Here is a 26,686-nt window from a genome sequence, read left to right as displayed (position 1 = left end):
GAGTGATGAGCTAAACGTTTGACGTAAATGCGTGTGAGTAGAGGTTCTGAGAAATAAGAGAAGATACAAAAAAGGAGGCCACAACTAAATCTGTTGACCTCCTTTTTATATTGCAATCATTCAATTTTTGTATAACCATATTCAGTTCGTTTGCATCATGACTATCTAATTAATCACACCTACACCAGCATATTGCTGCACCAGTGATTTAGCTTCCTCCGCAGTATTCGGCGTGTAAGAATAAGGCGGGACGTAATTCGTTGTAGACTGTAGATGGTCGGATGGGGTGTTGACGTAAATATTACCACTGAGATGCCAGTATCCGGTCTCAGAACTTCCGTAATACCAACCTACTGGGCCTTTCACGTGTCCAGTGGTCCCATCGGTGCCACCATCCCCAACGTTTTCAAAGTAATTATTTTCAACATAAACCCTGGCCCCCATTCGACTGTTGATCGCTGTATCATGAACATCCTCATAGTAGTTATTAAAGATATGCACATCAGCAAATCTGATGAGTGGCCCGCGTGAGTTGATATTATACCAGTGATTATGGTGGTACGTCACCTTATCCGCTGCTAATGATTCGTCGTCGGTATGACCGATTAGGGCCGTTTTCCAATGGTCATGAATCTTGTTCCATGAAACGGTGACATATTCTGTCCCTCGCTTGATATCCACAAGTCCATCATAGTAGTCTCGGTCATCATTCCCATCAAGCTGACTGTATAGATCGTTATGATCTATCCATACGTTTGAACTGTTCTCCGTGACTTCAATCGCTGTTCCTTCTCCAGCACTGACATGATGAATGGACAGATTACGAACGATAATATTGTGGGCATTAATCAGTCGTAAACCTATCCCATCAAACTCACCTTGCGTTCCAACACCAATTATAGACACATTACGAATCTCATTTGCTTTTCCACTTGGGTGCTTCAATTCAATGCTAGATTTAGAAGAGTTGGATTGTGTGATCGTCCCTTGAACATAGATCGTTAATGGCTCGTGAGGATGGGCACTACGGCTTCGTTCATTGATGATTTGTTGCAATTCAGCTCCCGTGCTAACGTATTCCTCTCTCCCCCCTTCACCACCTGTGGTTCCTCCGTTCATGCTAGCAAATCCAATCGGTGCGTCTGCATTTATTGATGGCTTGGTGTTCATCTGGTCACCCTGTTGAACCGTTTCATCCTGGTGGTCAAGCTGCGTATCAAGGGTGGCCGCTCGAGATGTAAGCGAAGGTAAATAGACAAATAACGTGAGAAACAAACTAAAGATAAGCAGTAAGCTGACGAATTTTCTCATTAATCTTATCCTTTCTCCTCAAAATTGTTATTTGTGTGAGCGATGTCATGGTTGTGAAGAAAAAACGATCTGTTCACCTCCTCTGTTTATATAACGATCTTAACGTGGTGGATATGGATATCCATATAAATATTACCATAAAAATAAGTAAAATATGTTTAATTATGGAAATTGTTATGCAAAATGGTTCTATGATACTAAATGATCAATTTATAATCTAAAAATTTTATAATCTTAGGAATGAGATAAGTGCGGATGCTAAAGAGACTCATTGGCCATCCGCCGTTTTTTTAAACTCATGGCAATTATACCGACAATTAAGGCAGTCAGTAGAAGATAGATTGCATATTGATGTTCTATAGAAATAACGCCAATTGAAAATAAAGAGAGAATAAATACAAATATCATGTGACCGAACAGTGTCGCAAGTAAATAATGTTTTGCCTTGATGTTACTCATACCACTTACAATATTAATCACACTGGAGGGAATAAAAGGAATAATACGAGATACAAAGACAGACATAAACCCTCGTTTCTCTATCTTTTGTTTAATTGATAAATGGTTGTATTTTTGAGCCCATTTATGCAGTCCGTATCTAGCCAAATAAAAAACCAGTACGGAGCCTAGGATATTGCCAGCAAGACTCCACATATAGCCGTATAGAAATCCGAAAAACCAAATATTAAACATCGTCAATAACAAAAACGGTATAAGAGAGATCACATTTTGCAACAGCATGAAACCCATAGTGATCATTAACACACTCCTCCACTCGTCCCCCATCATCAGTCGCAAAGTATCCCAATCTCCATTTTTAAACAGAGTCACCCATTCTTGTTGATAAGTGACGACAATCATGATTAAAACAATGATGAACCCTATCAGAACAGCTTTCAAAACGGTCATCTCCTTCTCCCAATAACACAATGATGTCACGATTCTACCATAGACTTTAAGAACATTTTATTTTATTTACCATTAATAGTAAAACATAATCTTTGAGCCGTGTGAAGTTATACAAGTTTTTCGACAGATGACCGCATGTAGAAGTGGATTTAACGGTCGGCTTTTCCGTCCGTCTTTCCGTCTGCTGTATTCCGTTCTTCCTTATTCGGCATGCAGACCGTAAACGTCGTGCCTCTTCCCTCTTCACTATCTACAACAATACGACCAGCATGTAACGACACAATTTTTTGCACAATCGACAGTCCAAGACCGTTCCCTTTGATACCACTGCTTCGTGCTTTATCCACTTTATAGAAACGTTCAAAAAGATGTGGAAGCGCCTCTTGTGGGATGCCTTTTCCGTCATCCTCCACACTAGCAACGATCGTTTCATTTCTATTTTTTAATACGACATGGATGTGTCCTCCGTCGTCAGCATACTTTATCGCATTGGCTATTAAATTGAACCACACCTGGTCCATCAAATCCCGGTCAGCCACAATGTCCGTCGAAGCTAAATCCAGTTGGATCTGTAGATTTTTGGCTTTCCACTGGGGTTCGGTCGCTAGTACTGTTCTCCGTATTTGTTCATCAAGTCTATACTTTACTGGATGATAAGGATGATGTTCTGAGTCTAGTGAGGCTAAACGTAATATGTTCTCTCCTAATCTAGAGAGGCGATCTGATTCTTGATACAGTATGTCTAAGTATTCTTTTTGATGGTCTTTGGGGATCAGATCATCCTTTAACGCTTTTGTAAATCCCTTTATCGAGGTCAGAGGCGACTGTATTTCATGCGATACATTGCTGACAAAGTCATCCCTCATTTTATCAATTTTTCCTAGCTCAGTCGCCATATGATTGAAGCTTGTCATTAAATCTCCAATTTCATCATTGTTCTTACTTTTTAAGCGCACATTGAAATCCCCGGTGGCCATTTTCTTAGCCGCACGCGTGACTTTCTTTATGGGGTTGACCAAGTGGCGTGAAGCGAGGACTATCAAAACACTCCCTATAAATAGCACTAAAAACAGGGCAAATACGGTCACGCGTTTGAATGTCCTGACCTCGTCCTCATAGCTGATAAGCATGAATAACCCTAAATCTTCACCTGCTACATTGATGGGTAGACCGACCAACCTCGTCGCTTCATCTTCAAAATGGTGAATGATTTGAGGTGCAGGGTCGCTCGCCTGGATCACTTCTTCTCTCGTATCTTTATGAACCTGAAATGAGGCCGTTGTCTGTGTGTAAGGCGTCCCCTCCTCATCTAAGAGTAGGATTTCAAAGTTAAACGTTTCCAACGTCTCGAACAGTGCTGGTAATCGTTCTGGCTCCGTTAGACGAACGAAATCGGCCACACCATTGGCCGCTTTAATGACTTCCTCTTCGAACATGGCCTCCTGTTTAAAGGATAACGATGTCATGATGTAGGAGATGATCAGACTGATAATCACAACACCGATAAAAGTGGCGACGATGCGTAGGTACAAGCTTCTTTTGATCATTTAAATATCCTCCAAACGATACCCTAAGCCCCTTACGGTTGTAATCGTTAACGGCGAAAAAACGCTCAGTTGCTCTCTCAGCCGCTTGATATGGACATCGACCGTTCTTTCGTCTCCTTCATAATTATAGCCCCAGATTTTTTCTATTAATTGTGCCCGGGTGTAGATTTTCCCTGGTGAATTGGCAAGTACGAATAATAGTTCGCATTCCTTTTTCTTCAGACTCACAGATTCATGGGAAGAGTGAACCATCAGTCGATCCAAATCAACGGCGACAGGACCGACCTTGACAACCTTTTCAGATACCACATTGTAACGTTTAAGCAGGGCTTTCACTCTGAGAATCAGTTCGACAGGGTCAAACGGCTTGACGAGATAATCATCCGTTCCTGCTTTGAATCCTTTGACTTTATCCTGTGACTCCCCTTTTGCGGTCACCATGAGAATCGGTATATCTAGATACGAACGGATATCTTCCGTTAAAGTAATACCATCTATATGGGGCATCATCACATCCACGATAGCGAGATCGACATGCTGCTCCCAGAGCATCTCCATTGCTTCGCGTCCATCTGCGGCTTCAATCACGGTAAACTGGCTATTTTCAAGATATAATCTGATTAATTTACGTATATGTATGTCATCATCGACAACTAGGATATGAGCGTGCATAAAGGCTCCCCCTCCTTTAAAAGGTACAGAAGATATGAAGATTCACTAGCTTTTTATTCACTAGATCATTATTTTACTAGAAAAATGTGAACTGAACATGACATACGGAAAAAAACCTTTCACCAGTTCATATTGAGTTCATATTCCTATGGTACTTTTTGTCATGTACATAGAAATGAATTCAGCTAGATTCATCCAACTGCGTCGATATGTCTAGCTGTCTTTAAGGAGGTCCAGTCGAGTGAACATAACGAAGCATGCCATCAAAAGACCTGTTTTTACGATGGTGACCATGATCTTATTTCTTCTATTAGGGACTATCTCTCTGACGAATATCCCTTTAAAGCTCATGCCGGATATTGAACCCCCCGTCGGGGCAGTGGTGACAAGCTATCCTCAAGCAGGCCCACAAGAGGTTCTAGATAAAGTATCTCGCCCGTTAGAGGGAAGCTTAGCGACGGTTCCAGGTTTAAACAACATCAGTACCGTCTCAATGGAAGGCGCTTCTATGACCATTTTAGAATTTTCATGGGACACTGCCATTGAAGATGTGGAAAATGATATCATTAATCGCATGAATCAGGTTCCCCTCCCTTCGGAAGCGGGGTCACCAAGCTTTTTAAAGTTTGATCCCTCCCAATTGCCTGTCATTCAGTTAACGTTAGCTTCTGAGGAGGAAAATTTTCATGAAATAGTGAACGATCTTGAGTCAGAACTACTCAACATGGAAGGGATCGCTTCAATAGATATTACGGGGCAAACCACTGATGAGATCGTCGTCTCGTTAGATCAACATGCCTTGGAAACATACGGATTAGACCACTCGGATGTTGTCTCTGTGCTCCAGACACATAATGTGACATCTCCTGGTGGCATGGTTCAGAGTGGAGACCTGCAATACACCACTCGCGTGCTATTTGAAATGACGAGTGTTGAGTCCATCGAGCATACGGTTGTTACAATTGATCCACAAACGGGTGATCAGATCACCGTAGCTGATATCGCTACAGTTGAGCGATTACCTGAACAAACAGACACGATAACGAGAACGAATCAAGAACCGTCTATCATGATGAGTGTGCAACAGCAATCGGATGCGAATCTCGCCCAGGTCTCTCGTGCTTTTAATGAACGGCTAGACGCGCTACTTAGTCAAGAGAAGTACAGTGACTTGGACGTGGCCGTATTATTTGATCAGGGAGAATACGTCCAAGAGGCTATCTCAAGCGTCTCCACAGCCTTAATGCTCGGCGGCTTATTTGCCATCCTCGTGCTATTTGGTTTTCTACGCAGTATGAAAACGCCCTTTATAGTAGGGATAGCCATACCGTTCTCGGTTATTGTGACCTTCGTTTTACTCTATTTTACGAACTTATCGTTGAATATCATGACTTTGGGCGGACTGGCTTTAGGCATTGGGATGCTCGTTGACAATGCCATCGTGGTCATTGAGAACATCCACCGTCATCTCTCTATGCAAAAAGATCCAAAGCAGGCAGCCTTGGAAGGGACGAAGGAAGTCGGTGGTGCGATTACAGCATCAACCTTAACGACCATTTCTGTCTTTTTACCTGTTGTCTTCATCTCAGGTATCATCGGCGATATCTTTATGGCGTTTGCCCTGACCGTTTCCTTTAGTTTGCTCGCCTCATTAGCGGTAGCTTTAACCGTTGTACCGATGATCGCTAGCCGAATATTAAAAGCACCGAAAGTCAATGTGGAAGAAAGAAGACAACGAAGTCCCCTAATCCGAGCGATGAGCGCCACGATCACATGGGCTTTGAAACACCGCCTGAGTGTGTTGGGTATCACTGCGCTATTACTTATTGCAGGTGCAGTAGGTGTATCACAGGTAGGAACAGAATTTATACCGGAAACGGATGAAGGGTTCTTTCAAATCGATGTCACACTAGAGCACGGCACGCCATTAGAGGAGACACTTGCATCCGTAGAAAGAATTGAGGATGTTTTAGACGGACAAAACGCCATCCTACACTATGTTAGTACCGTCGGTTCCAGTGGGACCGAAGGCTCGGTATTAGGAGGTAGCAGTACACACGAGGCTTCTATCTATATCACCATGGCCCCTTTAACGGAAAGAAACATGTCAACGGCAGCATTTGCCGATGACATTCGAAGTGATGTAGCTGGTGCCGCACCCGAAGCCGAGATATCAATACAACAGCAAGCGATGATGGGAGGGGAGGCTCACACCCTTACCTTTAACGTTTTAGATTCCAATTCAGCTAGACTAGAAAAAGTAGCTGCTGAGATCATGGCAACCTTAGAAGATTTGGAGCCTATCGTTGAGGTATCAAACGATTTGACGGACACGGCAACAGAAGTACAGTTCCATGTAGATGAAGACGCGGCACGCGATTTTGGTTTTGTACCAGCTCAGATTGCCCAGATGCTAAACGAAAAAATGAATGGAGCTTTTGCCACTCAAATCGTAGAGGATCAAGGTGATGTGTACGACGTCCACGTCCGTTACGATGCAGCATACGTTTCCACGATCGAAGCTGTTGAGGACCTGTTACTCAGAACACCATCAGGTACCTATATCACCCTGAGTGACGTAGTTGATGTCGTTGAGGGTGAAGGGCCTGTCACGATCAATCGTATCAATCAAGAGGCAGCTGTCCAATTTAATCTTCAATACGACAGTCAGTATCATCTAGGCGATATGTCACAGCTCGTTCAAAATACCATCGCAGATATCGACATGCCAAGTGAAACCTCTGTCGTCTATACAGGAGATCAGGACTTAATGGAAGAAGCCATGCAAGACCTAGCCCTAGCCTTAGGGTTGGCCTTAATCTTTGTTTACTTGGTCCTTGCGGCACAGTTTGAATCCTTTAGATACCCGTTTGTGATCATGTTTAGTGTTCCGCTCGTCATCATCGGTGTGACGATCGGATTAACGGTAACGTTCACCCCACTCAGTGTGATGGCTTTTATTGGCCTCATTGTGTTAGCAGGTATTGTGGTCAATAACGCCATCGTGTTAGTCGATTATATTAATAAAAAGAAACAGGCAGGTTTGCCGAGTGATACGGCTATTGTTGAAGGCGTAAAGGATCGTGCACGTCCCATCCTGATGACGTCATTAACGACGATTTTAGGGCTCATCCCGTTAGCAATGGGCATGGGAGAAGGCGCCGAAATCCAACAACCCATGGCCATTACTGTCATCGGTGGCTTAGTCAGCGCCACATTCTTAACACTCATCTTCATACCGGTGATCTACAGTTTCTTTGGTCAAGTGACTAGACGTTTAAACCATTAGTCATCGATCGTGTGCATGAAACATCAACACTAAAAAGGTGTGATAAAAGTTTTTGGCTTTTATCACACCTTCATGACATTTGTGTAGATTTAAAGTCTATTGAGACACCGAAGGTCTATTGAGACACCGGAACCGCATCCATATATTCTTCCATTGTTACGCCGAGAGAGACCATTTTCTTTGCCATGTCTTCTCCTACATACCGGAGATGCCATGGTTCATATTTGTAGCCTGTGATGGACTCTTTGCCTTCTAAATAACGTATAATAAAGCCATATTCCGCTGCATGCTCTGCTAACCATTGGGCTTCAATGGTATTTGCGAAACAATCTTCGACCACACACGTTTGATCCTGACCTGTCACATCAATGGCCAGCCCTGTTTGGTGTTCACTTTGCCCCGGTAAGGCACTGTATTGGCGTGCCACTTCATATCCATCTTCTTCAACATAAGCATTAAATAGCGCTTCCTGTGTTTCATAAGACCGATAAGCAGACACACCTAAAAGGTAGATTTGATCTTGCTCTGCTGCGGAAAATAACCTTTCTAAAGCTCTCGCCGCTTCTTCACGCATTTTTCGCTTCTCGATTTTTTCCTCAAATATGAACGGGACATCAGGATAAACCAAATCTGTAGGGGTATAATCTTGCGGTAATGCGTACGCCTTATTGACGAGCACAGCGACACTATCTGAATCCGTTACAACCTCCACCTGATTATCTTCTGAACCCCGCTGATCTCTTGAAGACGGGTCGGCTTCGTTCGGTGCGTCGTTCTCATCCTCATGAGGACTTCCGTCATCAGAAGGTGTTGAGGTAGATTCCGATTGGTCATCCTCCGGTGTGGATGGTGTTTGTTCGGCTTCTGTTCCAGTTGCTGATTCAATTTCTTTCTCTGTCCCTGACTCTGACCCCGACTCTGACTCTGATTCAGGCTCCGATTCTGACCCTGATCCTAATTCTGACTCGTGTTCTGATTCATCTTCAGTTTGGGACAGCAGCTCTTCAACGCCACAACCACCTAATAAGATGATAACGGCACTCAATAATAAGACAATCGTCAGTCTGCGTTTCATGAAGTTTCTCCTCCTAAAATCCCGTGTCCAGCCTCATGATATCATGATCAATAAATGAGTGTATATATGATTTTATCCCTAAAAAAGAAAAAAGCACCCTTCAAAAATGAAGGGTGCCGGTGGTCTGTATGGTTCATCTTGCTAGATACTTACATTAAGCGTTTTCGATGGCTTCCACCATTTTCTCAGTGGTACTTTGGCTAGACATTGGATTTTGCCCAGTGACTAAGTTACCGTCACGCACGGAGAAATCCGTCCATTTCTCACCTGAAACAAACACTGCGCCTTTTTCGCGTAAAGTCGTTTCAAGTAAGAATGGCATTGCGGCATCAAGTTCCATGTCACGCTCTTCTTCATCAGTGAATGCACTCACTTTTTTCCCTTTAACGAGCGGCGTTCCATCTTTATACGTGACATTTACGAGACCACTCGGTCCGTGACAGACAGAGCCGATCACTTTGTCCTTCTCAGCAAAAGTTTGTAAGACATGTTGCAACACTTCGCTATCTGGGAAGTCAAACATGGTACCGTGACCTCCAGGTAGGAAAACGCCGTCAAAGCCTGTGGCATCATCTTTGCTGAGTTTTACCGTCTTTTCTAACTCCGCCTCTGCTTCTGCCCACGCTTCATTTTTTTCTTCAGGGATGCTGTTAGGGTCTAATGCTACTTTGCCCCCATCAATGCTGGTTACCTTAATGTCGTATCCTTTATCCTTAAATACGTTGTAAGGAACTGCAAATTCTTCTAGCCACAGTCCTGTTTTGTGGTCATCTGAGATTGTTGTATGGTTAGTAACCACCATAAGTATGCGTTTTGAGTCAGACATGCTATCTTCCTCCTCTAGTTGTCGTCAGTATATATGCTTGAGAAGCTGCGAGTGACTTCCCTAGGGCATGATACGATAGACCTACGTTAATCATCAACTATTTTGCTTATGTTTATACATCCCTTTAAACTTTTCATTTCTATGAAGACGTTGTTTATGAATTCGATGATCCTTTCTGGACGGGAAGAAACAGGAATTATTGAACGTCAAAGCCATTTATGAACCTTTAAAGATCTGTTCCTTTGTATGGGACTTACTCCATTCTTTCATTATATTATAGAAGTCCGACCAGAAACCTATCAATTAAGACGAAATAAATAACAATTACTATTCTTGGAGCGTGATTTTTGGTGAAAGTAGTGTATAGATTATTAGGGGTTGGAAGTGCAGAATGCATGATAAAAATCGGAGAGGATAGATATACGTTCTATGCTGGAGATGTAACGAATGCTTTAGGGGATATTCTGTTTGCATTACTAAGAGTTAACCCGTTATATCCTGACGGGAAATACTCACCTGAGAATAATTCAGCCACTTTCCGATGGGATGGTGAGCCTGAAGAAACAGAATGGGGCTTTCGTTTAATAGAAGGTGACAGACTACTAGTTACAATAAATCACGATCATAAGATCAAGTTAAAAACAGAGTGCTCATATCAAGCATTTCTAGAAGATATTTTAGCATCTGCTGAGCAAATTTTAGAGGAATATGGCATTTTGGGATTTAGTGAAATGTGGTATGGTTATGGTTTTCCCATAGAATCATATCTTAAATTAAAATACTCTCAGAAGCATATGTCAGCCTTTCCTTTAGCTGAAGAGGACAAATCTTTCAAAAGTGATCTAACAACAGAATTTAAGTTATTAAAAGAAATCCTCAAAGACGACGGGTCGTGTGAAGACCTTGGAAAGTAACACTAAATATCCTTTAGGGAAGGATCGGGGAATTATAAGGTTCATCAAGTGTGTACAATTAGGTCGCCAGTCACCTTGAGTTGTTTTTTAGTTCCCTCCATTTTAAACATGTGGTTTTATCTTAATTTATTTCTGGAATTATTCACATCTTGAATACACTCATCTATGGATATGTTAAAGCTTACAACAGGTTCATCAGGGTTATCGCTTTTACGCGTCACCTGGAATATCCGTGGACTGCAAGCCGACATCGTAAGTACATCAATACTTTGAACCGACTTTGAAAAATCCTCAAGAGAATCACGATCAATATTTAACCCATCACCTGCAAAATCATCGGTGAAACCAAACGCCATCCTTAGTTCATTTTTTTCTTTGATGACCTTAAAGCAGCCCATTCCCACTTCATGAAATAATAATGGTAAGTAACGAGTTTCGTTGTCTTTCATTTTTCTTACGGTGTGTTTCCAGAAATTAAGTACGATGGCCACGGAATATTTTCTTTCGGGCAAGTAGTCTTCATCTTCGTCTTGATAATCAAAATCTTCATATGGTAATACTAAAAAATATGTAGGACAAACAATTTTAGTACCTAGTTTAGGAATCTCCATTATGAGGTCATCTGGTCCTGCATCCTTTACTTTCTCGTCAACGGTTACAAAAAACATCCGTTTCCCTCCATTCTAAACGTCTGGTTTTATCTTAATTTATTTCTAGAGTTATTCACATCTTGAATAAACTCATCTATGGATATGTTAAAGCTTACAACAGGTTCATCAGGATTATCGCTTTTACGCGTCACCTGGAATATCTGTCGTGGACTGCAAGCCACATAACTAAAATACTATTTAAATTCACTATTAGATTTATATATATTTTGTAGCATTTCTTGGACAGTAATATTAAATTTTAAAATAGGGTTCTTATTAGATTCTGACTTTTTTTCTACTATTGCTCCGTATGGCTCTTCAAATGTTGCAGGTACATAATAAATCTTATTTGTCGAGAAATACATTAACTTTTCAGAGTCAATCACTGATAAAAACAACCCATTATAAGGAGAATCTGAAATACCGTACTCTAATGATAATTGTTCGTTTACTCTCGTCATCTTAAAGCAGCCAATTCCATCATCCTCAAATGCAAAGGGAAGGTGTCTTGTTTCATTTTCATTTATATCATTTACAGTGCACTCCCAAAAATCAAGTAAAAGTGAAATTCCTTTTTTTCGTTCATCCAAATGAAAATTTGAAAAGTCCCTATATCTCATAAATGACTCGACCAAATAGAAAGTATCTGTAACAACTCTCATTTTCAGAGTGGGTATATCCATAATTAAGTCTAAGAAAGGTTCTCGTTTGTTTTCGTCTAGGTAAATATAAAACATTATTCAACCTCTGAAAGGGATTATGAATCAATCTGTTTATTTGTGTATTAACATATCAGTAATAGTTAATAAGACTTAATGTTGTAGAATGGACTTGTACACATTTTCAAATCCTCAAAATTACACATATGTTTTTATACATACATTTCGGCTTAATATAAATCTGTCTAATGCTTTTGACTAATTTTAGCCTGGTGGTTTATACCTATTTTTTTAAAATTTTCAATTTTACTGGCTATAGATAAATATGCATTGATGTGAAACGCATTCCATCGATAAACGCTACCACACAGGCAATGCCAGCCTCTTCCGTTGTGGTAAATGCATCGCTCGGGTAGCTTGGTTGAGGAAGCTTTGGTTTTGGAATGTATGATTCACCAAATATTACCATTATCTGGCTTTCAAATGACGAAAAACGAAGTCAAATTCTTCTTTTAAGGAACTATAGGCCATTTTTGGCTTCTTTCCTTTTGATAACTCTCGCCTTTCAACCGTTTCCTCTAAAAGGTATTCCTTCATTATTAGATAAGAGGTGAAAGGAAAGTCCCTTCCCGCCCAAGTCTCTAGGTAACCAAGGATGCCATGTTCCTTTATCATAGCATCCATAGAACGGATTAGCTGTTCACTAAACTCTCTTATCGAGCATTCTCCTTGAATGACTGTCTCAGTATCATCACCTATGCCGTCGACATCGTACTTAATTTCTATGTATACAGTGTCGTCATTTATCTTTTTTAATTTCCAAAGGCAAAGTGAAGGCTCTTCATCCCAAGAAAATTTTAAGGTCTTAACATTACGATGGGAAGGGTTGAAATAGCTTGAGAGTGCAAATACAGCTTCAACTAAGTCATATAAAGGTTCGCCTAAATAGCTTGGTCTCATATCGAAACTTTTATCATTAAGCTCAATCTTAACATCTGCCCATCCCGTTCCGTTTAATTCATATGATAATTTCATTAATCAAGATCCTCCTAGTCTTTTTTATATTTTTCGAGTTCCCTCCATTCTAAACGTCTGGTTTTATCTTAATTTTTTTCTGGAGTTATTCACATCTTGAATAAACTCATCTATGGTTATGTTAAAGCTTACAACTGGTTCATCAGGATTAACAATTTTACGCGTCACCTGGAATATCCGTGGACTGCAAGCCGACATCGTGAATACTTCAAAATTTTGTACCGACTTTGAAAAATCCTCAAGAGAATCACGATCAATATTTAACCCATCACCCGCAAAATCATCGGTGAAACCAAACACCAACCTTAGTTCATTTTTTTCTTTAATGACCTTAAAGCCCCCCATTCCCTCTTCCTCAAATAATAATGGTAAGTAACGAGTTTCGTTGTCTTTAATTTTTCTTACGGTGTGTTTCCAGAAGTTAAGTACGATGGCCACGGAATATTTTCTTTCGGGTAAGTAGTCTTCATCTTCGTCTTGATAATCAAAATCTTTATATCGTTCAACTAAATCTGCTGTGTATCCTATGATTTTGGTACCCAGTTTAGGAATCTCCATTATGAGGTCATCTGGCCCTGGGCGCTTTACTTTCTCGTCGACGGTTACAAAAAACATCCGTTTCCCTCCATTCTAAACATGTGGTTTTATCTTAATTTATTTCTGGAGTTATTCACATCTTGAATAAACTCATCTATGGATATGTTAAAGCTTACAAGAGGTTCATCAGGGTTATCAATTTTACGCGTCACCTGGAATATCCGTCGTGGACTGCTGAAAACCGACATTGTGAATACTTCAAAACTATGAACTGATTTTGAAAAGTGCTCAAGAGAATCACGATCAATATTTAATCCATCACCTGCAAAATTAGAGGTGAAACCAAACGCCAACCTTAGTTCATTTTTTTCTTTAATGACCTTAAAGCACCCCATTCCCTCTTCCTCAAATAATAATGGTAAGTAACGAGTTTCGTTGTCTTTCATTTTTCTAACAGTGTGTTTCCAGAAGTTAAGTACGATGGCCACGGAAAATTTTCTTTCGGGTAAGTAGTCTTCATTTTCGTCTTGATAATCAAAATCTTCATAAGGTAATACTAAATCGGCTGTTGTACCTATGATTTTGGTACCTAGTTCAGGAATCTCCATTATGAGGTCTCTTGGTCCTGCATCCTTTACTTTCTCGTCAACGGTTACAAAAAACATCCGTTTCCCTCCATTCTAAACATGTGGTTTTATCTTAATTTATTTCTGGAGTTATTCACCTCTTGAATAAACTCATCTATGGATATGTTAAAGCTTACAAGAGGTTCATCAGGGTTATCAATTTTACGCGTCACCTGGAATATCTGTCGTGGACTGCAATCTGACATCGTGAATACTTCAAAATTTTGTACCGACTTTGAAAAATCCTCTAGAGTAAAATGGACTTGTACACATTTTCTAATCCTCAAAATTACACATATGTTTTTATACATACATTTCGGCTTAATATAAATCTGTCTGTCTGATGCTTTTGACTAATTTTAGCCTGGTCGTTTATACCTATTTTTTAAAATTTTCAATTTCACTGGCTATAGATAAATTTGCATAGATGTTAGAATTTGGACACAACAAATAGGAGAGTTTAATAGAGCAAACTCCAACCTATTTAATTATCTGTTAGGCGATCCCGATATTTATCTTTAAAATCAGGGTTTTTTTCGATTTGAATCAGGTACGGGATATCCTCATTTTTCTTTTCGAAATTTACAAAATAGCTTTCTCCTACCTCAATTAAGTTCCACACCATTTCTTCTTTTACCTTTAGTGTGACATCTGTATAATCACTATCCTTAGTTTCAGAAAGCATTCTAAATACTGTTAAATATCCATCCTTGTTGTAACTTTTATCTATTACGACCCCTGATGTTACTGTGCTGGTATATGTGCTTTTCGACTCCAAGAGCGGTAAGAATAGTATTACCAAGAATATACTTAGAATCGCTATGAATACTGTTTTTCTCTTCATTTACAAGTACACCTCCGATCAATTTCACTGGCAATAGATAAATTTGCATTGATGTAATACGCATGCCATCGATAAACGCTACCACACAGGCAATGCCAGCCGCTTCCGTTGTGGTAAATGCATCGCTCAGGATCCGGTCCATTGATGAATTCTTAGTATAAATGCCTCGGTACAAACGCCCTTACACTTTCCCTCCAATTCTTAATCTATATCCGGGCTTCCTTTACTCAATTTTTTCACCGTTCTAGTCGGTAGAGGACTCTCATAGGGTCATAGGTTGTTTTTAATAGCAATAGATATATAAGGACAAAAATGACTAAAAGCCAAAAACATTTTGACAATTTTGTGAATAGAATAGATAATAGCAGTGAAGGGAGTGTGAGCGTCATGGGAAACACGAACCATCGTATACTTAAGGCTGTGAAATACGTGAGTCTGATTGTGCTGATATGTGGGATTTTCACCTTTTTATTCGGTCTCTTTGGGACTCATAGCACGTTAGTCCCTATATCGATCGGCATGATGACAGGCGCTATTTTTATCTTTATTATAGGAACCTTCTTTGTGGTTACTGAGGAAGTTCTGAAAAACCAGTGAGTAAGCGTGATATAAGAGAAGTTATTTTATGTATCGTACAGTGAACATAGTAACAGAGTACCTTTCCAGTTAAGATAACCACGACCACGACCATGACCTGATCTGACCATGATCTAAAATTTGAGGCCCTGCCCCACAGGCTGGATTGATCGTAACACGGCGTCTTTCACCTTATCGTTCAGAAGCGTCTGGATCATCCAACCCACGAGGTCCTGAGCCGCTAGGCACCCTGCGGCCGTTGCAATACGATCCTCAACAACAATAGGGTGTTCGACGACTTGCACACCAAACTTTTGTAACGCCTTCTTTGCCGATGGATACGTTGTCGCTGTTTTTCCATCCAGCAGGCCGAGGGCACCTAAGATCAGGGCTCCTGAACACATGGACCCTATCAGTTGGGTGCTAGGTTCTAATTTTATTCTTCTAAGATAGGCTTCATCCTTGTACAGTGCCCTCGTGCCAGGCCCACTAGCAAACAATACCGCATCAGCATAGGTTAACTGCTCAATCTTCCGATGGACGGGGATGGTAAGGCCCGTGACCGAACGATGAAAGTCTTTTGTTCCGTATATGTGTACCTCCCATTCAGACTGATTGACGCGGTTCAATAAATCCCACGGTAAAAAAACATCAATATCGGTGAAGTCATCAAAGGCGACGATGGCAACATCCATTCTATTTTCCTCCTTCCATAAACACCCGTTTAGATCATAAGTTTCATGATATGCCGGTCATAGCGAGCGATTAAACTTCGGTCTACTCACACCAGGTTCATAATAGGACACGATAGGCCTTGTTACACGACCGGTCTTGTCAATTGTTGAGCTGACTCACGTGTCACAGGGCCTACCTCTGTTAAGTCTTATTAGGTCTTATGGTTCAAAGCTCTCAATCTCACCACTGTCCCTATCTAGTTCGTATAATCTTGTAGTCTTTTCCGGGTTCCAATGTATGAAAAATAACTGATCCCCAATGGCATTCACCCAGTGCCATTCCTCTTCTCCGTTATAAATCTCCGTGACCTCATCACTATCTACATGTCGACTCATTAAGTGCTGACGTTCACCCGACGAAGAATAATAGAGGAATGCCTCTCTTTGATCAAACGTATGTAGGCTGCCACTCGCCAGCGGCTCCACTGTTGAGCCGTCTATACTCATTCTATAGATGTTACACTGGTCACAATCATGGTCCATGGCATAAAAGCTGTCAAAATTCGAATCTTCATTCTCAAAGTATATCCAACGCTCTGTCACGATGAATTGGGTCGTGGAAATGTCCAAGCCTTCCTCCGTCTTAATAGGGGTAACATCATGCCCGTCAGGTGAGGTCCTCAATAACTGCCCGCCACTAGGTATGGCATAATATAACTGCCCGTTAAAAAACTGCATGGCGTTCACAGGACCTTCTACAAGCTGCTGCTGATTTTGACCATCAAGATCAGATCGGAAAAGTCCGTTTTGCGCTTGATCCTCCGATGAGTATAACGTATAAAAAATATAATCGTTAACGATCACAGCATCATTGGTATGTGTCTCGTGAATGGTGTCTATTTCGCCATTAGGATCTTCTTTTGGAATTCTATACAAGCCTGTTTGACCACTCGGACTAGAGCTATGAGAGGTGAAATACAGGTAATCGTCGGTGACATTAATACCTCGCCCGTAAGTGTTATTGTACGTTTGCACTGTTTGGCCATCTGTTCTAGAAATCTGACTCTGTTCATCTCCATTAATGTAGTAAAGCCACTCGTCGTCCTGGGCCACAAACCCAAATTGTGAAGCATTAATAGGGTCGGTCCCTAACTGATAAGGTGTTTCTAACTCAACTACTTCCCCTGAACATCCCGCTATGAAAAATAGGATGCCAACGATGATAAAGACATATTTATGGTTCATGTTTTTCTCCTCCTATAGAAACGCTAACTGCCATGATAACCGTTTTCCTGGTCCCTCCTATTATAACGGGCAAAGTGTGCAAATAACAGGCGACAAAAGTCATCATTTTACCATATCAGTTGATACGCTCTTCTTATGTAACGGCTCTTCTTATAAAACGTAAAATAAGCCTAAAAGTTGCAGGTTCTGCGTCAAATGTTGGAAAAGATCGCAAGCGCCGTCCTCTATGATGCCAACAAATAGAAGTTATTACCCGTTTTAATACGATGTTGGGACGTGCTTACGGCCGCTCCTACCCCTTCCCTTTTTTGATATCATGAGGGAAAGAAGGCCTTCATAAAGGCAGGGATTGGTTCATAAGCAAAAGGTGCGTCGCCCGTACTGAACAGTACTGGACAACACACCTTAGTCTATACGTCGAATGATATATCTTCTACCACCAGTGCATGAACGACACCGGGGCCGTGAACCCCAATCGTCAGGTCATTCTCTATATCCGCTGAACGACTAGGCCCTGAGATAAAATGAATCCCAGCTGGCATCGTCTCCGGATGGTACTGGCTAATGTCTGTCATCACTTCTCCTAAGCGAGTTTTGACCACGCTCGCTGGGATCAGTATCATTAACGCCGTCGGAAGTAGACTGACGGAACGCCCTTTAAATGGATCTGACATGAGGACCACTGAGCCTGTTGTTGCGACAGCGTAATCGGCGACCACAACCCCCACATCTGCCCCCGCCGCCTTGGATAGTAAATGTCCTCTCTCCGCTTCTTGACCGTTCCAAACCGTCCAGTCACAGTCAAGGAGAGCATCCTCTAAACCAAGATCATTGAGAGTTGGGTGCTGGTGACGAATGATGTGTTTGGCTTTCATCTCCTGCGCCGTTTGAACGATATAGGATTGCGCTGTTGAGAGGTCTGGACACCGTTGGGCGTGTCCGCCTACCTGTTGCCAATTGTCTGTCAAAAGGGTTAAACGTTCCTCCAGATCTAACTCATGCGTTTGCCAGAAATCGGGTGCGCCTTGGTACGGGTGTGCCGGTGCTTCCGTTACTTTTGGCCGACCTAAGCGCTGGGCAATATGCTGCATGAACGTTTCTTGTTTCTGTTGTGAACGTGACGCTAAATCTTGATAAAAAGGATCTTTACTCATGGGAGGTCTCTCCTTTCCCATGCTTTTGCTCTTGTGCCGCTTTCACTTTATCCATCCTCGCTTGGATATCTGGGTCCATCTCTCTTAACTCCTCTTGGACATCTAAGTCCAGTGATGCCCACGACTCACGGAAAGACTGTTGATGTATAGACGGGGCATGCCTATAGGCGGTCCACGCTTTGAGCGGCCCAAGGTTCAACTTGCTCCGACCATCTTTGAGCACCGTCTTTTGCCCTACCCTACCAGCCTTTAATGCGCGGCTGAACCGTTTATGGTTGCCCATGACATACTGATAGCCTTTGAATCCTGCTCGTTCTGACAAGGGGGTATGACCGGCTTCCGCTTTTCTACGACGTAAGTACACTAACATATCATGGAGCGGTATTTTTACGGGACAAGCTTCATAACAAGCGCCACACAAGCTAGACGCATTAGCAATGTCGTCCCACTCGGCTACATTTTGATTGAGGGCAGGCGTCAGTACGGCTCCGATAGGGCCACTATAGGTACTACCGTAGGAATGACCGCCGATATGGCGATACACAGGACAAGCATTCAGACAGGCCCCACAACGAATACAGTTTAATAATTCTTGAAATTCTGGATCGCCTAATTGATGGGATCTTCCGTTGTCTAGTATAATGACATGCATCTCTTCTGGGCCGTCGCCATCTTGAGCACGTTTGGGACCCGTGATCCCTGACATGTACACAGTCAGCTTTTGTCCTGTGGCCGATCGAGGGAGGAGCGTGGCCATCACTTCTAGGTCATCCCATGTGGGAATAATACGCTCCATTCCCATTAACGTGATCTGGGTTTTCGGTACCGTGCTCACCATTCTCGCATTCCCTTCATTTTCAAAGAGGATCATGGACCCACTCTCGGCTATAGCAAAATTACACCCCGTCATCCCGATATCCGCTTCTAGGAATTTTTCACGCAGTTTTTTGCGAGCAAAACCGGCCAGGGCCGTTGTTTCAGGTGGCAATTCTTCTCCTGCCTCCTTCGATAACAGTTCAGCGACCTGATACCGGTTCTTATGTATAGCAGGGATGATAATATGGGACGGTGCTTCGTGAGCCAATTGGATAATATATTCTCCTAAATCCGTCTCAACTGATGCTATCCCTTCCTTTTCGAACGCCTCATTGATATGGATTTCTTCGGAAACCATTGATTTTGACTTGACAACTGTTTCCGCTTGTTTGTGCTCCGCAATCTTCATCGTGATGTCGGCTGCCTCTTGACCCGTTTCTGCGAAATGGACATGAACGCCCTGAGCGCGCGCATGCTCGACAAACTGATTGAGATAGTAATCTAAGTGTGCAATCGTATGGAGACGGATTTGACGTCCGCGTTCACGCCACGCCTCCCAGTTCCCGTGTTCTTCTGACGCTGACTTTTTACCTTTGCGTAATTTCTCAGTCGTGAATTTAACGGCATTTCTTAAAAACTCGTCATTCAGTGCCACTTGCGCTCGGTCTTTTACCGTCTCTCCCTTAGGTGCCATACGCTTCCTTCACCCCCTCATAGAGCAGTTCAGCTAAGTGCATCACTTTGATCGGTTGTCCCCGATAATGAAGATGACCTGATATATTCATCAAGCAGCCCATATCGAGACCGACGAGCACTTCAGCTTCCGTTTCTAGAATATGATCGACCTTCTCAGCGACCATCGCCCCTGAGATATCTGACATCTTTACGGCGAACGTGCCGCCAAAACCGCAACAATCCTCAGCAAAAGGTAAGGGGAGCAATTCAAGGCTGTTCACGCGCTGTATGAGCGTGAGCGGCTCTTCCTTAACGCCTAACAAGCGACTACCATGACAAGAAGGATGATAAGTGACCTTGTGTGGATAGGTCGCCCCCACATCTTCAACGCCTAAGACCTGCACCATAAACTGAGAAAACTCATACGTCTTGCTCACCAGGCGGTTCGCTTTCTCCAGATAAACCGGGTCGTTTTCAAATAGCTTAGGATAATAATGTTGGACCATGCCCGTACACGACCCGGAAGGAGAAAGAACAAAGTCGCTATCATCAAACGCGTCTAGGATGGTCTTAGCTGAGTGCCGTGCTTCATGCCAATAGCCGCTGTTGAACGCAGGCTGGCCACAGCACGTTTGTACGTTTGGAAAGTCCACTTTAACACCGTAACGGGCTAATAGACGTACGATGGCTTCTCCCACTCGCGGATAAATACTATCCGAGAGGCAAGTGATAAATAGAGACACTTTCATTCATGCTCACCCTCCTCTTCTCTTCCATATGCCTTATTTCTTTTTCTATTATCTGACGAACGATGACATGACTGATATCTGATAGACTATGATATGACTGCTGACAGATTATGAACTGACTGACGAGTCTTCTGACGATCCCTTTAAACGCTGTGTCTGTACCCTTAACTCTTCTAACGCTTGCAGATCCTCTTGCTTGGTTCTAGCGTCTGTGATCAGCGTATCGATATGAGTCCAGTCCGTGACTTGAGTGAAGGACTGTACACCGAACTTACTATAGTCGGCTAGAAGAATCACTTGATCAGCCAATTCAATCATTTTCTGCTTTAAGCGTGCTTGGAGCTCATTGGATTCACTAATCCCTCTCTCGATATGAACGCCTTGGCACGACACGAAGGTTTTATCAACGTGGTAGAGGTCTAAGGACCGTTCGGCTAAAGGGCCAATATAAGATAGAGATTTTTTACTCAAGCTCCCGCCCGTTGAAATGACTTCAATCTTAGCCTTGTGACTCAATTCCATGGCCACCTTGATCGAGTTGGTCAGGACGGTCAGTGGAATGTCAGGCAGTGCCTTGGCCATATACCATGCTGTAGAACTGGCATCAAGGATAATACGGTCATTTTCTTGAATATGATGAACCGCTTCTTGGGCAATTTTTTGTTTTTCATCCACGTTTTTAATCTCGCGTTCAAAGTAAGGAATCTCAGACTGCTTATCCTTTACGGAAACAGCGCCACCATGACTACGGCGTAATCTGCCCTCTTTTTCAAGGTTGTCGAGATCCCGACGTACGGTCTCCTCGGTGACGCCAAAAATCTCACTTAATTCGGAAACACGGATACTGCCTTTTTCATCGACGAGTTGTACGATTTTTTCATAACGTTCTGCAACAAGCATGTTCGACCCTTCTTTCTAACCATAATCGGACATAGTATATTTTACTTTTATCATATCACAAAATGTCTCGTAAGCCTGATGCCAAGTGGCTGTTTCTCGTGGTTCATAGGTCTGGATGGGGATGGAACGGCGAATGAGTGCTCTAGCCTCGTGGATATCCTTTAGCTTACCAAGGGCGATGTATTGCACCACCACATTCCCTATGCCGCTCGCTTCTGTCGGTCCCGCCCAAACAGGTCTGGCAATGGCGTTTGCCGTGAACTGGCATAACAACGTGTTGTTAATACCGCCGCCGACGACATGTAGCCCTGAAAAATGCTTATGGGACAATTGTTCCGTTCTTTCGAGCACGAAACGGTATTTCAGTGCGAGACTTTCTAACACAATGCGAATCATATGACCTTTCGTTTGTGGTGTCTGCTGATTCGTTTGCTGGCAGTACTGCTCTATTTGCTTTGGCATGTGAGACGGGTTTAAGAACTGTAAATCATCTGGGTCGATAAAGGCTTGAAATGCCGGAGCCCCTTTGGCCTGCTCCATGAGTTCAGTGTAACTGAGCTTGGCCCCTTCTTTTTCCCATGCGCGTTTACATTCTTGGACAATCCACAGCCCCATGATGTTTTTCAGTAGGCGGTACGTATCGCCAACGCCCCCTTCATTGGTAAAATTCCATTCTAAGGCTTGCTCGTTCAATACGGGCGTATCGACTTCGGTTCCCATCAGAGACCAAGTCCCACAACTGAGGTAAGCAAAATCTTGATCATGAGCGGGGACGCCAGCTACAGCTGCGGCGGTATCATGCTCCGTGGTTGCAATCACGGGCGTGGCAGGCACATCCAGCTCTTGACACACCGCTTCGTGTAAGGTGCCCACAACGGTGCCAGGCTGGACCACTTCACCAAAGAGGTGAACAGGGAGATCAAGCGCTTTCAAGAGGTCGTCATCCCAATCCATGGTCGTCGGATTAAAGAGTTGGGTTGTTGTCGCATTCGTGAACTCGGACTTTCGTTCCCCCGTCAGGAAGTAGCGTAAGAGGTCGGGGATCATGAGCAAAGCATCCGCTGACGAGAGTACGGACGCCTGAGCGTTTTTCATCGCCACCAACTGATAGATTGTATTAAACGGTAAAAATTGAATGCCGGTTTGAGCAAAAATCTTTTGCTTACCGAGTTGGGCGTGGACCTCCTCCATCACGCCGTTGGTATGGTGATCCCGGTAGTGATAGGGGTTACACAGCAGCTCTCCACTCGCATCAAGTAACCCAAAATCCACCGCCCAAGAATCGATGGCGATACTGTCAAGCTCCTCACCTCGCCATTTGGCTTTGACTATGCCTTGCTTGATTTCGTGATACAGGCGTAAAATGTCCCAATGCAGGCGGTTCCCCACCTGCACGGGGTCATTAGAGAAGCGATGGATTTCTTCAATGACCAGCTGGTCGCCTTGAATCTCTCCGATTAACGCACGTCCACTGCTCGCACCTAAATCAAAGGCTAGCACACTCACCAGCTGGCACCGCCTTTTCCACGAGACAGTATGGCATTGGCATGACCACTCTCTTGATACGCCTTCATAGGGTCAACGGGGACGCCCATCTCTTCACGAACCACTTGTAAAAGGGGCAACACATCAAACTCGAACGCTTGGCGTACAGCTTGTTCAGCTGCGAGAACATCTTGTTTCGCTTGAGCGTCCCTGACCTCATCTAGATTCACGAGTAACGCTTTGGCGTATAAGGTTTGAACGTTAAGGATGGAACGGATCATGGCGGGGATTTTCGGTTCAAGGTTATGACACTGATCGAGCATGTACGCGATATGCTGTGCCGTCTGAGCCACTTCAGGATCAGCGTCGTTCTCTGCTTCAATAATTTGATAGAGAATTAAGAAAATTTCGTACGGATCATGTGCCGCCACGATCAGATCATCATCGGCGTACTTACGACTGTTAAAATGAAACCCCCCTAGGCGTTTCTCATCCAATAAGTAAGCCACAATATGCTCAATATTCGTCCCTTGTGGGTGATGTCCGGTATCCACTAAGACTTCCGCTTGTGGTCCTAGCTTAAGCGCCATATTGTATGACATACCCCAATCGGCTAGGTCTGTATGGTAGAACGCCGGCTCAAAGAATTTATATTCAATCAGCATACGCATGTCTTCATCCAACGCTTGGTACATGTCCGTCAGGCATTCTTGCATCCAGTGCTTTCTGTGACGAAAGTTCGCTTGCCCCGGATAGTTCGTACCGTCTGCAAACCATAGGCTTAAGAGCTTAGAATCCACTTCTCTAGCAATGTCCACACATTCTAGTAAATGCTCGGTGGCCTTACGACGAATATGGGGATCGGCGTTGGTGACACTGCCGAACTTGTAATCGTCATCCTGAAATAAATTGGGATTGACCGCACCGATGGACACGCCGAGGTCTGCCGCATGTCGCTTTAATTGACTGTAATCCTCCACCTTGTCCCAAGGGATATGCACCGCCACGGATGGTGCAATCCCCGTAAACCGATGGACTTGGGCTGCATCTTCGAATTTTTCGAAGGGGTCTCTCGGTACCCCTTCTTGCTGGAAAACCTTAAACCTTGTTCCCGAATCACCGTAGCCCCAAGACGGGGTTTCGATTTTTAGCGCTTTCAATTTTGTTTTCACCGTTTCCAAATCTATGCCTCTTTGGTTCTGTTGTGCCTCGAATAAAGCATATTGTTGATCTAACAATGCCACCCACCCTTTCTATTGAATCATAATCATCTGAATGATCATCATCGCGATTCTATGTGCGACTCATCTATCTTTTTATAACCCTTCAAGCTTTTTAACCTATCTTGTAAAAGCGGCAGGGACACCGCCATCGACCGTGAGCATGCAGCCTGTTGTCTTTTCCGCTTTGGAAGAAGCAAAGTAGGCGATCGCTTCAGCAATGTCGTGGGGATACACATTGACCTGCAATGCCGTTCTTTTACGATAATGTTCTTCTAGCTCATCCGGTTCAATCCCGTACGCCGCAGCACGCTCATGTCTCCAGGAGGAGTCCCAAATGGCTGACCCTTGTAACACAGCGTCTGGAAGAACGGCGTTCACCCTGATGCCGTACTGACCACCTTCTGCAGCAATACAACGAGCGAGATGAGTCTCTAAGGCCTTCGCTGCGCTATACGCTGACGCATTCTTCCCTGCATAGACTGAGTTTTTGGATCCGACAAAGACCATATTCCCCCCGACCCCTTGCGCTTTCATGTGCTTAAAAGCCTCACGTGCAACGAGGAAGTAACCAGTGCCTAAGACATCCATGTTTAACTGCCATTCCTGCAAAGACGTTTCCTCTATCGGACTGGAAGTGGCTAATCCCGCGTTATTGACCACGATATCGACACCACCATAGTGTAGAGTCGCTTGTTGAAACGCTTTCTGGACTTGTGCCTCTTGGGTCACATCCATCTTAACGGCCATAGCTCTATCAGCCCCATACTTGCGGTTGATCTCCTGAGCCTTTTCTTGAGCCCCTTCTTCATTAAGATCAGCGATAATGACATGCGCGCCTTCACTGACTAGATGCTCACAAGTGGCACCGCCGATCCCACCGGCACCGCCAGTCACGAAAGCCACCTTACGGGAGAATGCGGCTTCTGGTGGGGCTAAGCTTAACTTATATAGCTCAAGGGGCCAGTATTCAATGTTGTACGATTCATTTTCATTAAGCGACACAAAGTGGCCGAGCGCAGTGGCCCCCTTCATGACAGCGATCGCACGATGATAGAGATCTCCACTGATGTGAGCCATTTTGAGGTTTTTCCCTGAGTTGACCATGCCTATCCCCGGAATGAGAATAACGCGTGGCGCCGGCTCAAACATCGTGTCTCCTTCATTTTTGTTTCGTTCAAAATACTGTTCATAGTCTCGTATGTAGTCGCTTACCCTTTTTCTAATCAGATCAGTCAGTTCGTTTACACTCTGTGTCTGTGGGTCCCAATCGATATATAGCGGGACACGCTTCGTATGCACGAGATGATCTGGACAAGCAGCTCCGACCTGAGACAGTGTTTGAGCGTCCTTGCTATTGACAAACTGCAATACGTCTTCATCGTCAGCATACGTGAGCAGCATGTTCTTTTGTTCACTTACGGCCCCTCGAATAACCGGTAGGATGTCTGCGAGTACTTTTTGACGCTTTTCTTGCGGTAAAGCCTCATATTTTTGTCCGCCAAAGGCGTTGTCCTGTGTCCGCTTTTCGTTGATGTACGCTTCAGCCTCGTTAATCACAGCGATGGTTTGTTCATAGCTTTCTTCGGCTGTCTCTCCCCAAGTCACAAGGCCGTGCTTCTCCATAAGGACAAGTTCTGCTTCAGGGTTGTTTTGAACGGCCTCAGCTAACATTTTAGATAGTTTAAAGCCTGGTCGGACATACGGTACCCATACGAAACGAGAGCCAAAGATCTCTTCTGCTAATTGACGTCCTTGATCAGAACAACATAAGCTAATGATGGCGTCTGGGTGTGTGTGATCCACATGCTTAAAGGGTAGAAACGCATGTAATAGTGTCTCAATCGATGAACGTGGGTGCTTGCTGTCTATCATACAATGCGATAGATAGTCTACCATTTCCTCATCTGACATATCCTCTCTTTCTAGCAAGGGTCGGATATCGTCCATGCGTAAGCCTGTAAAATGCTTTGCTTCCATTGTGGCGAGGTCTGAACCACTCCCTTTCACCCACATGACCTCGACTTCGCGACCGCGGAAGTCTTTCTCCATCGTTTTCATAGACGTATTACCGCCACCGAAGTTACAAACAGAGCGGTCACGTCCTAGTAGATGAGAACGATAGACGAGCTCATCCAGCCCTGCTTGTAAATGCTTTGCTTCTTCATTATCCCATAAACTTTTGACCACATCGATTCCTCCAACTCTTCTGTTTTTATTTTTTTATATTTACATTGTAGCACATATGCATTTGTTTGTGTCTAATATATTTTGTTTTAGTTTTGTTAATATTGTTTT

The 26,686-nt window shown here is 43.4% G+C and carries 24 protein-coding genes; 3 read left to right on the top strand and 21 right to left on the bottom strand.

Features of this window, described 5'->3' with window-relative positions:
• Positions 1 to 165 precede the first annotated feature (165 nt).
• From JKM87_RS03425 to JKM87_RS03410, 4 genes are all read right to left on the bottom strand, one after another.
• The gene (locus JKM87_RS03425) at positions 166 to 1,311 is read right to left on the bottom strand and encodes a pectate lyase family protein (protein ID WP_202077869.1); all 1,146 of its coding nucleotides are present in this window, start codon (positions 1,309 to 1,311) and stop codon (positions 166 to 168) included.
• Positions 1,312 to 1,569: 258 nt separating this feature from the next.
• Positions 1,570 to 2,211 (bottom strand): TVP38/TMEM64 family protein, encoded by a 642-nt coding sequence (locus JKM87_RS03420; RefSeq protein WP_236838525.1) that lies wholly within the window; start codon positions 2,209 to 2,211, stop codon positions 1,570 to 1,572.
• A gap of 158 nt (positions 2,212 to 2,369) precedes the next feature.
• The gene (locus tag JKM87_RS03415) at positions 2,370 to 3,767 is read right to left on the bottom strand and encodes a sensor histidine kinase (RefSeq protein ID WP_202077862.1); all 1,398 of its coding nucleotides are present in this window, start codon (positions 3,765 to 3,767) and stop codon (positions 2,370 to 2,372) included.
• On the bottom strand, positions 3,768 to 4,439 hold the full coding sequence (locus JKM87_RS03410) for a response regulator transcription factor (protein WP_202077861.1): 672 nt from the start codon (positions 4,437 to 4,439) through the stop codon (positions 3,768 to 3,770). It lies immediately after the preceding gene.
• Positions 4,440 to 4,680: 241 nt separating this feature from the next.
• On the opposite strand from JKM87_RS03410, the gene JKM87_RS03405 reads away from it, so the two are divergent.
• The gene (locus JKM87_RS03405) at positions 4,681 to 7,728 is read left to right on the top strand and encodes an efflux RND transporter permease subunit (RefSeq protein WP_202077859.1); all 3,048 of its coding nucleotides are present in this window, start codon (positions 4,681 to 4,683) and stop codon (positions 7,726 to 7,728) included.
• A gap of 115 nt (positions 7,729 to 7,843) precedes the next feature.
• Here JKM87_RS03405 and JKM87_RS03400 read toward each other — a convergent pair whose 3' ends face one another.
• Both JKM87_RS03400 and JKM87_RS03395 read right to left on the bottom strand, forming a co-directional pair.
• The gene (locus JKM87_RS03400; protein WP_202077857.1) at positions 7,844 to 8,803 is read right to left on the bottom strand and encodes a M15 family metallopeptidase; all 960 of its coding nucleotides are present in this window, start codon (positions 8,801 to 8,803) and stop codon (positions 7,844 to 7,846) included.
• Positions 8,804 to 8,957: 154 nt separating this feature from the next.
• A complete protein-coding gene (locus JKM87_RS03395; protein ID WP_202077855.1) occupies positions 8,958 to 9,629 on the bottom strand; it encodes a type 1 glutamine amidotransferase domain-containing protein in 672 nt (223 codons plus the stop codon).
• Positions 9,630 to 9,979: 350 nt separating this feature from the next.
• On the opposite strand from JKM87_RS03395, the gene JKM87_RS03390 reads away from it, so the two are divergent.
• A complete protein-coding gene (locus JKM87_RS03390) occupies positions 9,980 to 10,543 on the top strand; it encodes a hypothetical protein (RefSeq protein ID WP_202077853.1) in 564 nt (187 codons plus the stop codon).
• 116 nt (positions 10,544 to 10,659) lie between these two features.
• Here JKM87_RS03390 and JKM87_RS03385 read toward each other — a convergent pair whose 3' ends face one another.
• The 6 genes from JKM87_RS03385 to JKM87_RS03360 all read right to left on the bottom strand — a co-directional run bounded on the left by JKM87_RS03385 (position 10,660) and on the right by JKM87_RS03360 (position 14,894).
• Positions 10,660 to 11,211 (bottom strand): hypothetical protein, encoded by a 552-nt coding sequence (locus JKM87_RS03385; protein WP_202077851.1) that lies wholly within the window; start codon positions 11,209 to 11,211, stop codon positions 10,660 to 10,662.
• Between the two features lie 176 nt (positions 11,212 to 11,387).
• Positions 11,388 to 11,930: a hypothetical protein gene (locus JKM87_RS03380; RefSeq protein ID WP_202077849.1), complete on the bottom strand. Its 543-nt coding sequence runs from the start codon at positions 11,928 to 11,930 to the stop codon at positions 11,388 to 11,390.
• 390 nt (positions 11,931 to 12,320) lie between these two features.
• Positions 12,321 to 12,887: a hypothetical protein gene (locus JKM87_RS03375; protein WP_202077847.1), complete on the bottom strand. Its 567-nt coding sequence runs from the start codon at positions 12,885 to 12,887 to the stop codon at positions 12,321 to 12,323.
• A 63-nt stretch (positions 12,888 to 12,950) separates the two neighbouring features.
• Positions 12,951 to 13,502, bottom strand: a complete 552-nt coding sequence (locus JKM87_RS03370; protein WP_202077845.1) for a hypothetical protein — start codon at positions 13,500 to 13,502, stop codon at positions 12,951 to 12,953.
• Positions 13,503 to 13,531: 29 nt separating this feature from the next.
• The gene (locus JKM87_RS03365; protein WP_202077844.1) at positions 13,532 to 14,089 is read right to left on the bottom strand and encodes a hypothetical protein; all 558 of its coding nucleotides are present in this window, start codon (positions 14,087 to 14,089) and stop codon (positions 13,532 to 13,534) included.
• Positions 14,090 to 14,534: 445 nt separating this feature from the next.
• Positions 14,535 to 14,894: a hypothetical protein gene (locus tag JKM87_RS03360; RefSeq protein WP_202077842.1), complete on the bottom strand. Its 360-nt coding sequence runs from the start codon at positions 14,892 to 14,894 to the stop codon at positions 14,535 to 14,537.
• A 387-nt stretch (positions 14,895 to 15,281) separates the two neighbouring features.
• Here JKM87_RS03360 and JKM87_RS03355 point away from each other — a divergent pair, with 387 nt between their 5' ends.
• On the top strand, positions 15,282 to 15,491 hold the full coding sequence (locus JKM87_RS03355) for a hypothetical protein (RefSeq protein WP_202077839.1): 210 nt from the start codon (positions 15,282 to 15,284) through the stop codon (positions 15,489 to 15,491).
• Positions 15,492 to 15,604: 113 nt separating this feature from the next.
• Here the strand turns inward: JKM87_RS03355 and JKM87_RS03350 are convergent, their stop codons facing one another.
• The 9 genes from JKM87_RS03350 to JKM87_RS03310 all read right to left on the bottom strand — a co-directional run bounded on the left by JKM87_RS03350 (position 15,605) and on the right by JKM87_RS03310 (position 26,578).
• Positions 15,605 to 16,165 carry a DJ-1/PfpI family protein gene (locus tag JKM87_RS03350; RefSeq protein WP_202077837.1) on the bottom strand — a complete coding sequence of 187 codons (561 nt, stop codon included), beginning with the start codon at positions 16,163 to 16,165 and terminating at the stop codon, positions 15,605 to 15,607.
• Between the two features lie 198 nt (positions 16,166 to 16,363).
• A complete protein-coding gene (locus JKM87_RS03345; RefSeq protein WP_202077835.1) occupies positions 16,364 to 17,389 on the bottom strand; it encodes a DUF5050 domain-containing protein in 1,026 nt (341 codons plus the stop codon).
• Positions 17,390 to 17,799: 410 nt separating this feature from the next.
• Positions 17,800 to 18,543, bottom strand: coding sequence for a LutC/YkgG family protein (locus JKM87_RS03340; protein ID WP_202077833.1), 744 nt, complete (start codon positions 18,541 to 18,543; stop codon positions 17,800 to 17,802).
• Positions 18,536 to 20,053 (bottom strand): LutB/LldF family L-lactate oxidation iron-sulfur protein, encoded by a 1,518-nt coding sequence (locus JKM87_RS03335; RefSeq protein ID WP_202077830.1) that lies wholly within the window; start codon positions 20,051 to 20,053, stop codon positions 18,536 to 18,538. Before JKM87_RS03335 ends, JKM87_RS03340 begins: the two co-directional genes overlap by 8 nt.
• The gene (locus JKM87_RS03330) at positions 20,043 to 20,783 is read right to left on the bottom strand and encodes a (Fe-S)-binding protein (protein ID WP_202077828.1); all 741 of its coding nucleotides are present in this window, start codon (positions 20,781 to 20,783) and stop codon (positions 20,043 to 20,045) included. Before JKM87_RS03330 ends, JKM87_RS03335 begins: the two co-directional genes overlap by 11 nt.
• Positions 20,784 to 20,891: 108 nt before the next feature.
• Positions 20,892 to 21,683, bottom strand: coding sequence for a DeoR/GlpR family DNA-binding transcription regulator (locus JKM87_RS03325; RefSeq protein WP_202077826.1), 792 nt, complete (start codon positions 21,681 to 21,683; stop codon positions 20,892 to 20,894).
• Positions 21,684 to 21,698: 15 nt separating this feature from the next.
• Complete coding sequence (gene rhaB / locus JKM87_RS03320) at positions 21,699 to 23,189, bottom strand: rhamnulokinase (RefSeq protein WP_202077824.1); 1,491 nt, start codon at positions 23,187 to 23,189, stop codon at positions 21,699 to 21,701.
• Positions 23,186 to 24,406, bottom strand: a complete 1,221-nt coding sequence (gene rhaI / locus JKM87_RS03315) for an L-rhamnose isomerase (protein ID WP_202077822.1) — start codon at positions 24,404 to 24,406, stop codon at positions 23,186 to 23,188. Before rhaI ends, rhaB begins: the two co-directional genes overlap by 4 nt.
• A 102-nt stretch (positions 24,407 to 24,508) precedes the next feature.
• Positions 24,509 to 26,578 carry a bifunctional aldolase/short-chain dehydrogenase gene (locus JKM87_RS03310; protein ID WP_202077820.1) on the bottom strand — a complete coding sequence of 690 codons (2,070 nt, stop codon included), beginning with the start codon at positions 26,576 to 26,578 and terminating at the stop codon, positions 24,509 to 24,511.
• Between the last annotated feature and the right edge of the window lie 108 nt (positions 26,579 to 26,686).

Source organism: Caldalkalibacillus salinus (genome assembly GCF_016745835.1).
GTDB classification, from domain to species: Bacteria; Bacillota; Bacilli; order Caldalkalibacillales; family JCM-10596; genus Caldalkalibacillus_A; species Caldalkalibacillus_A salinus.
The sequence above is the reverse complement of the archived record's forward strand: the minus strand, read 5'-3'. Positions and strand labels throughout refer to the sequence as shown.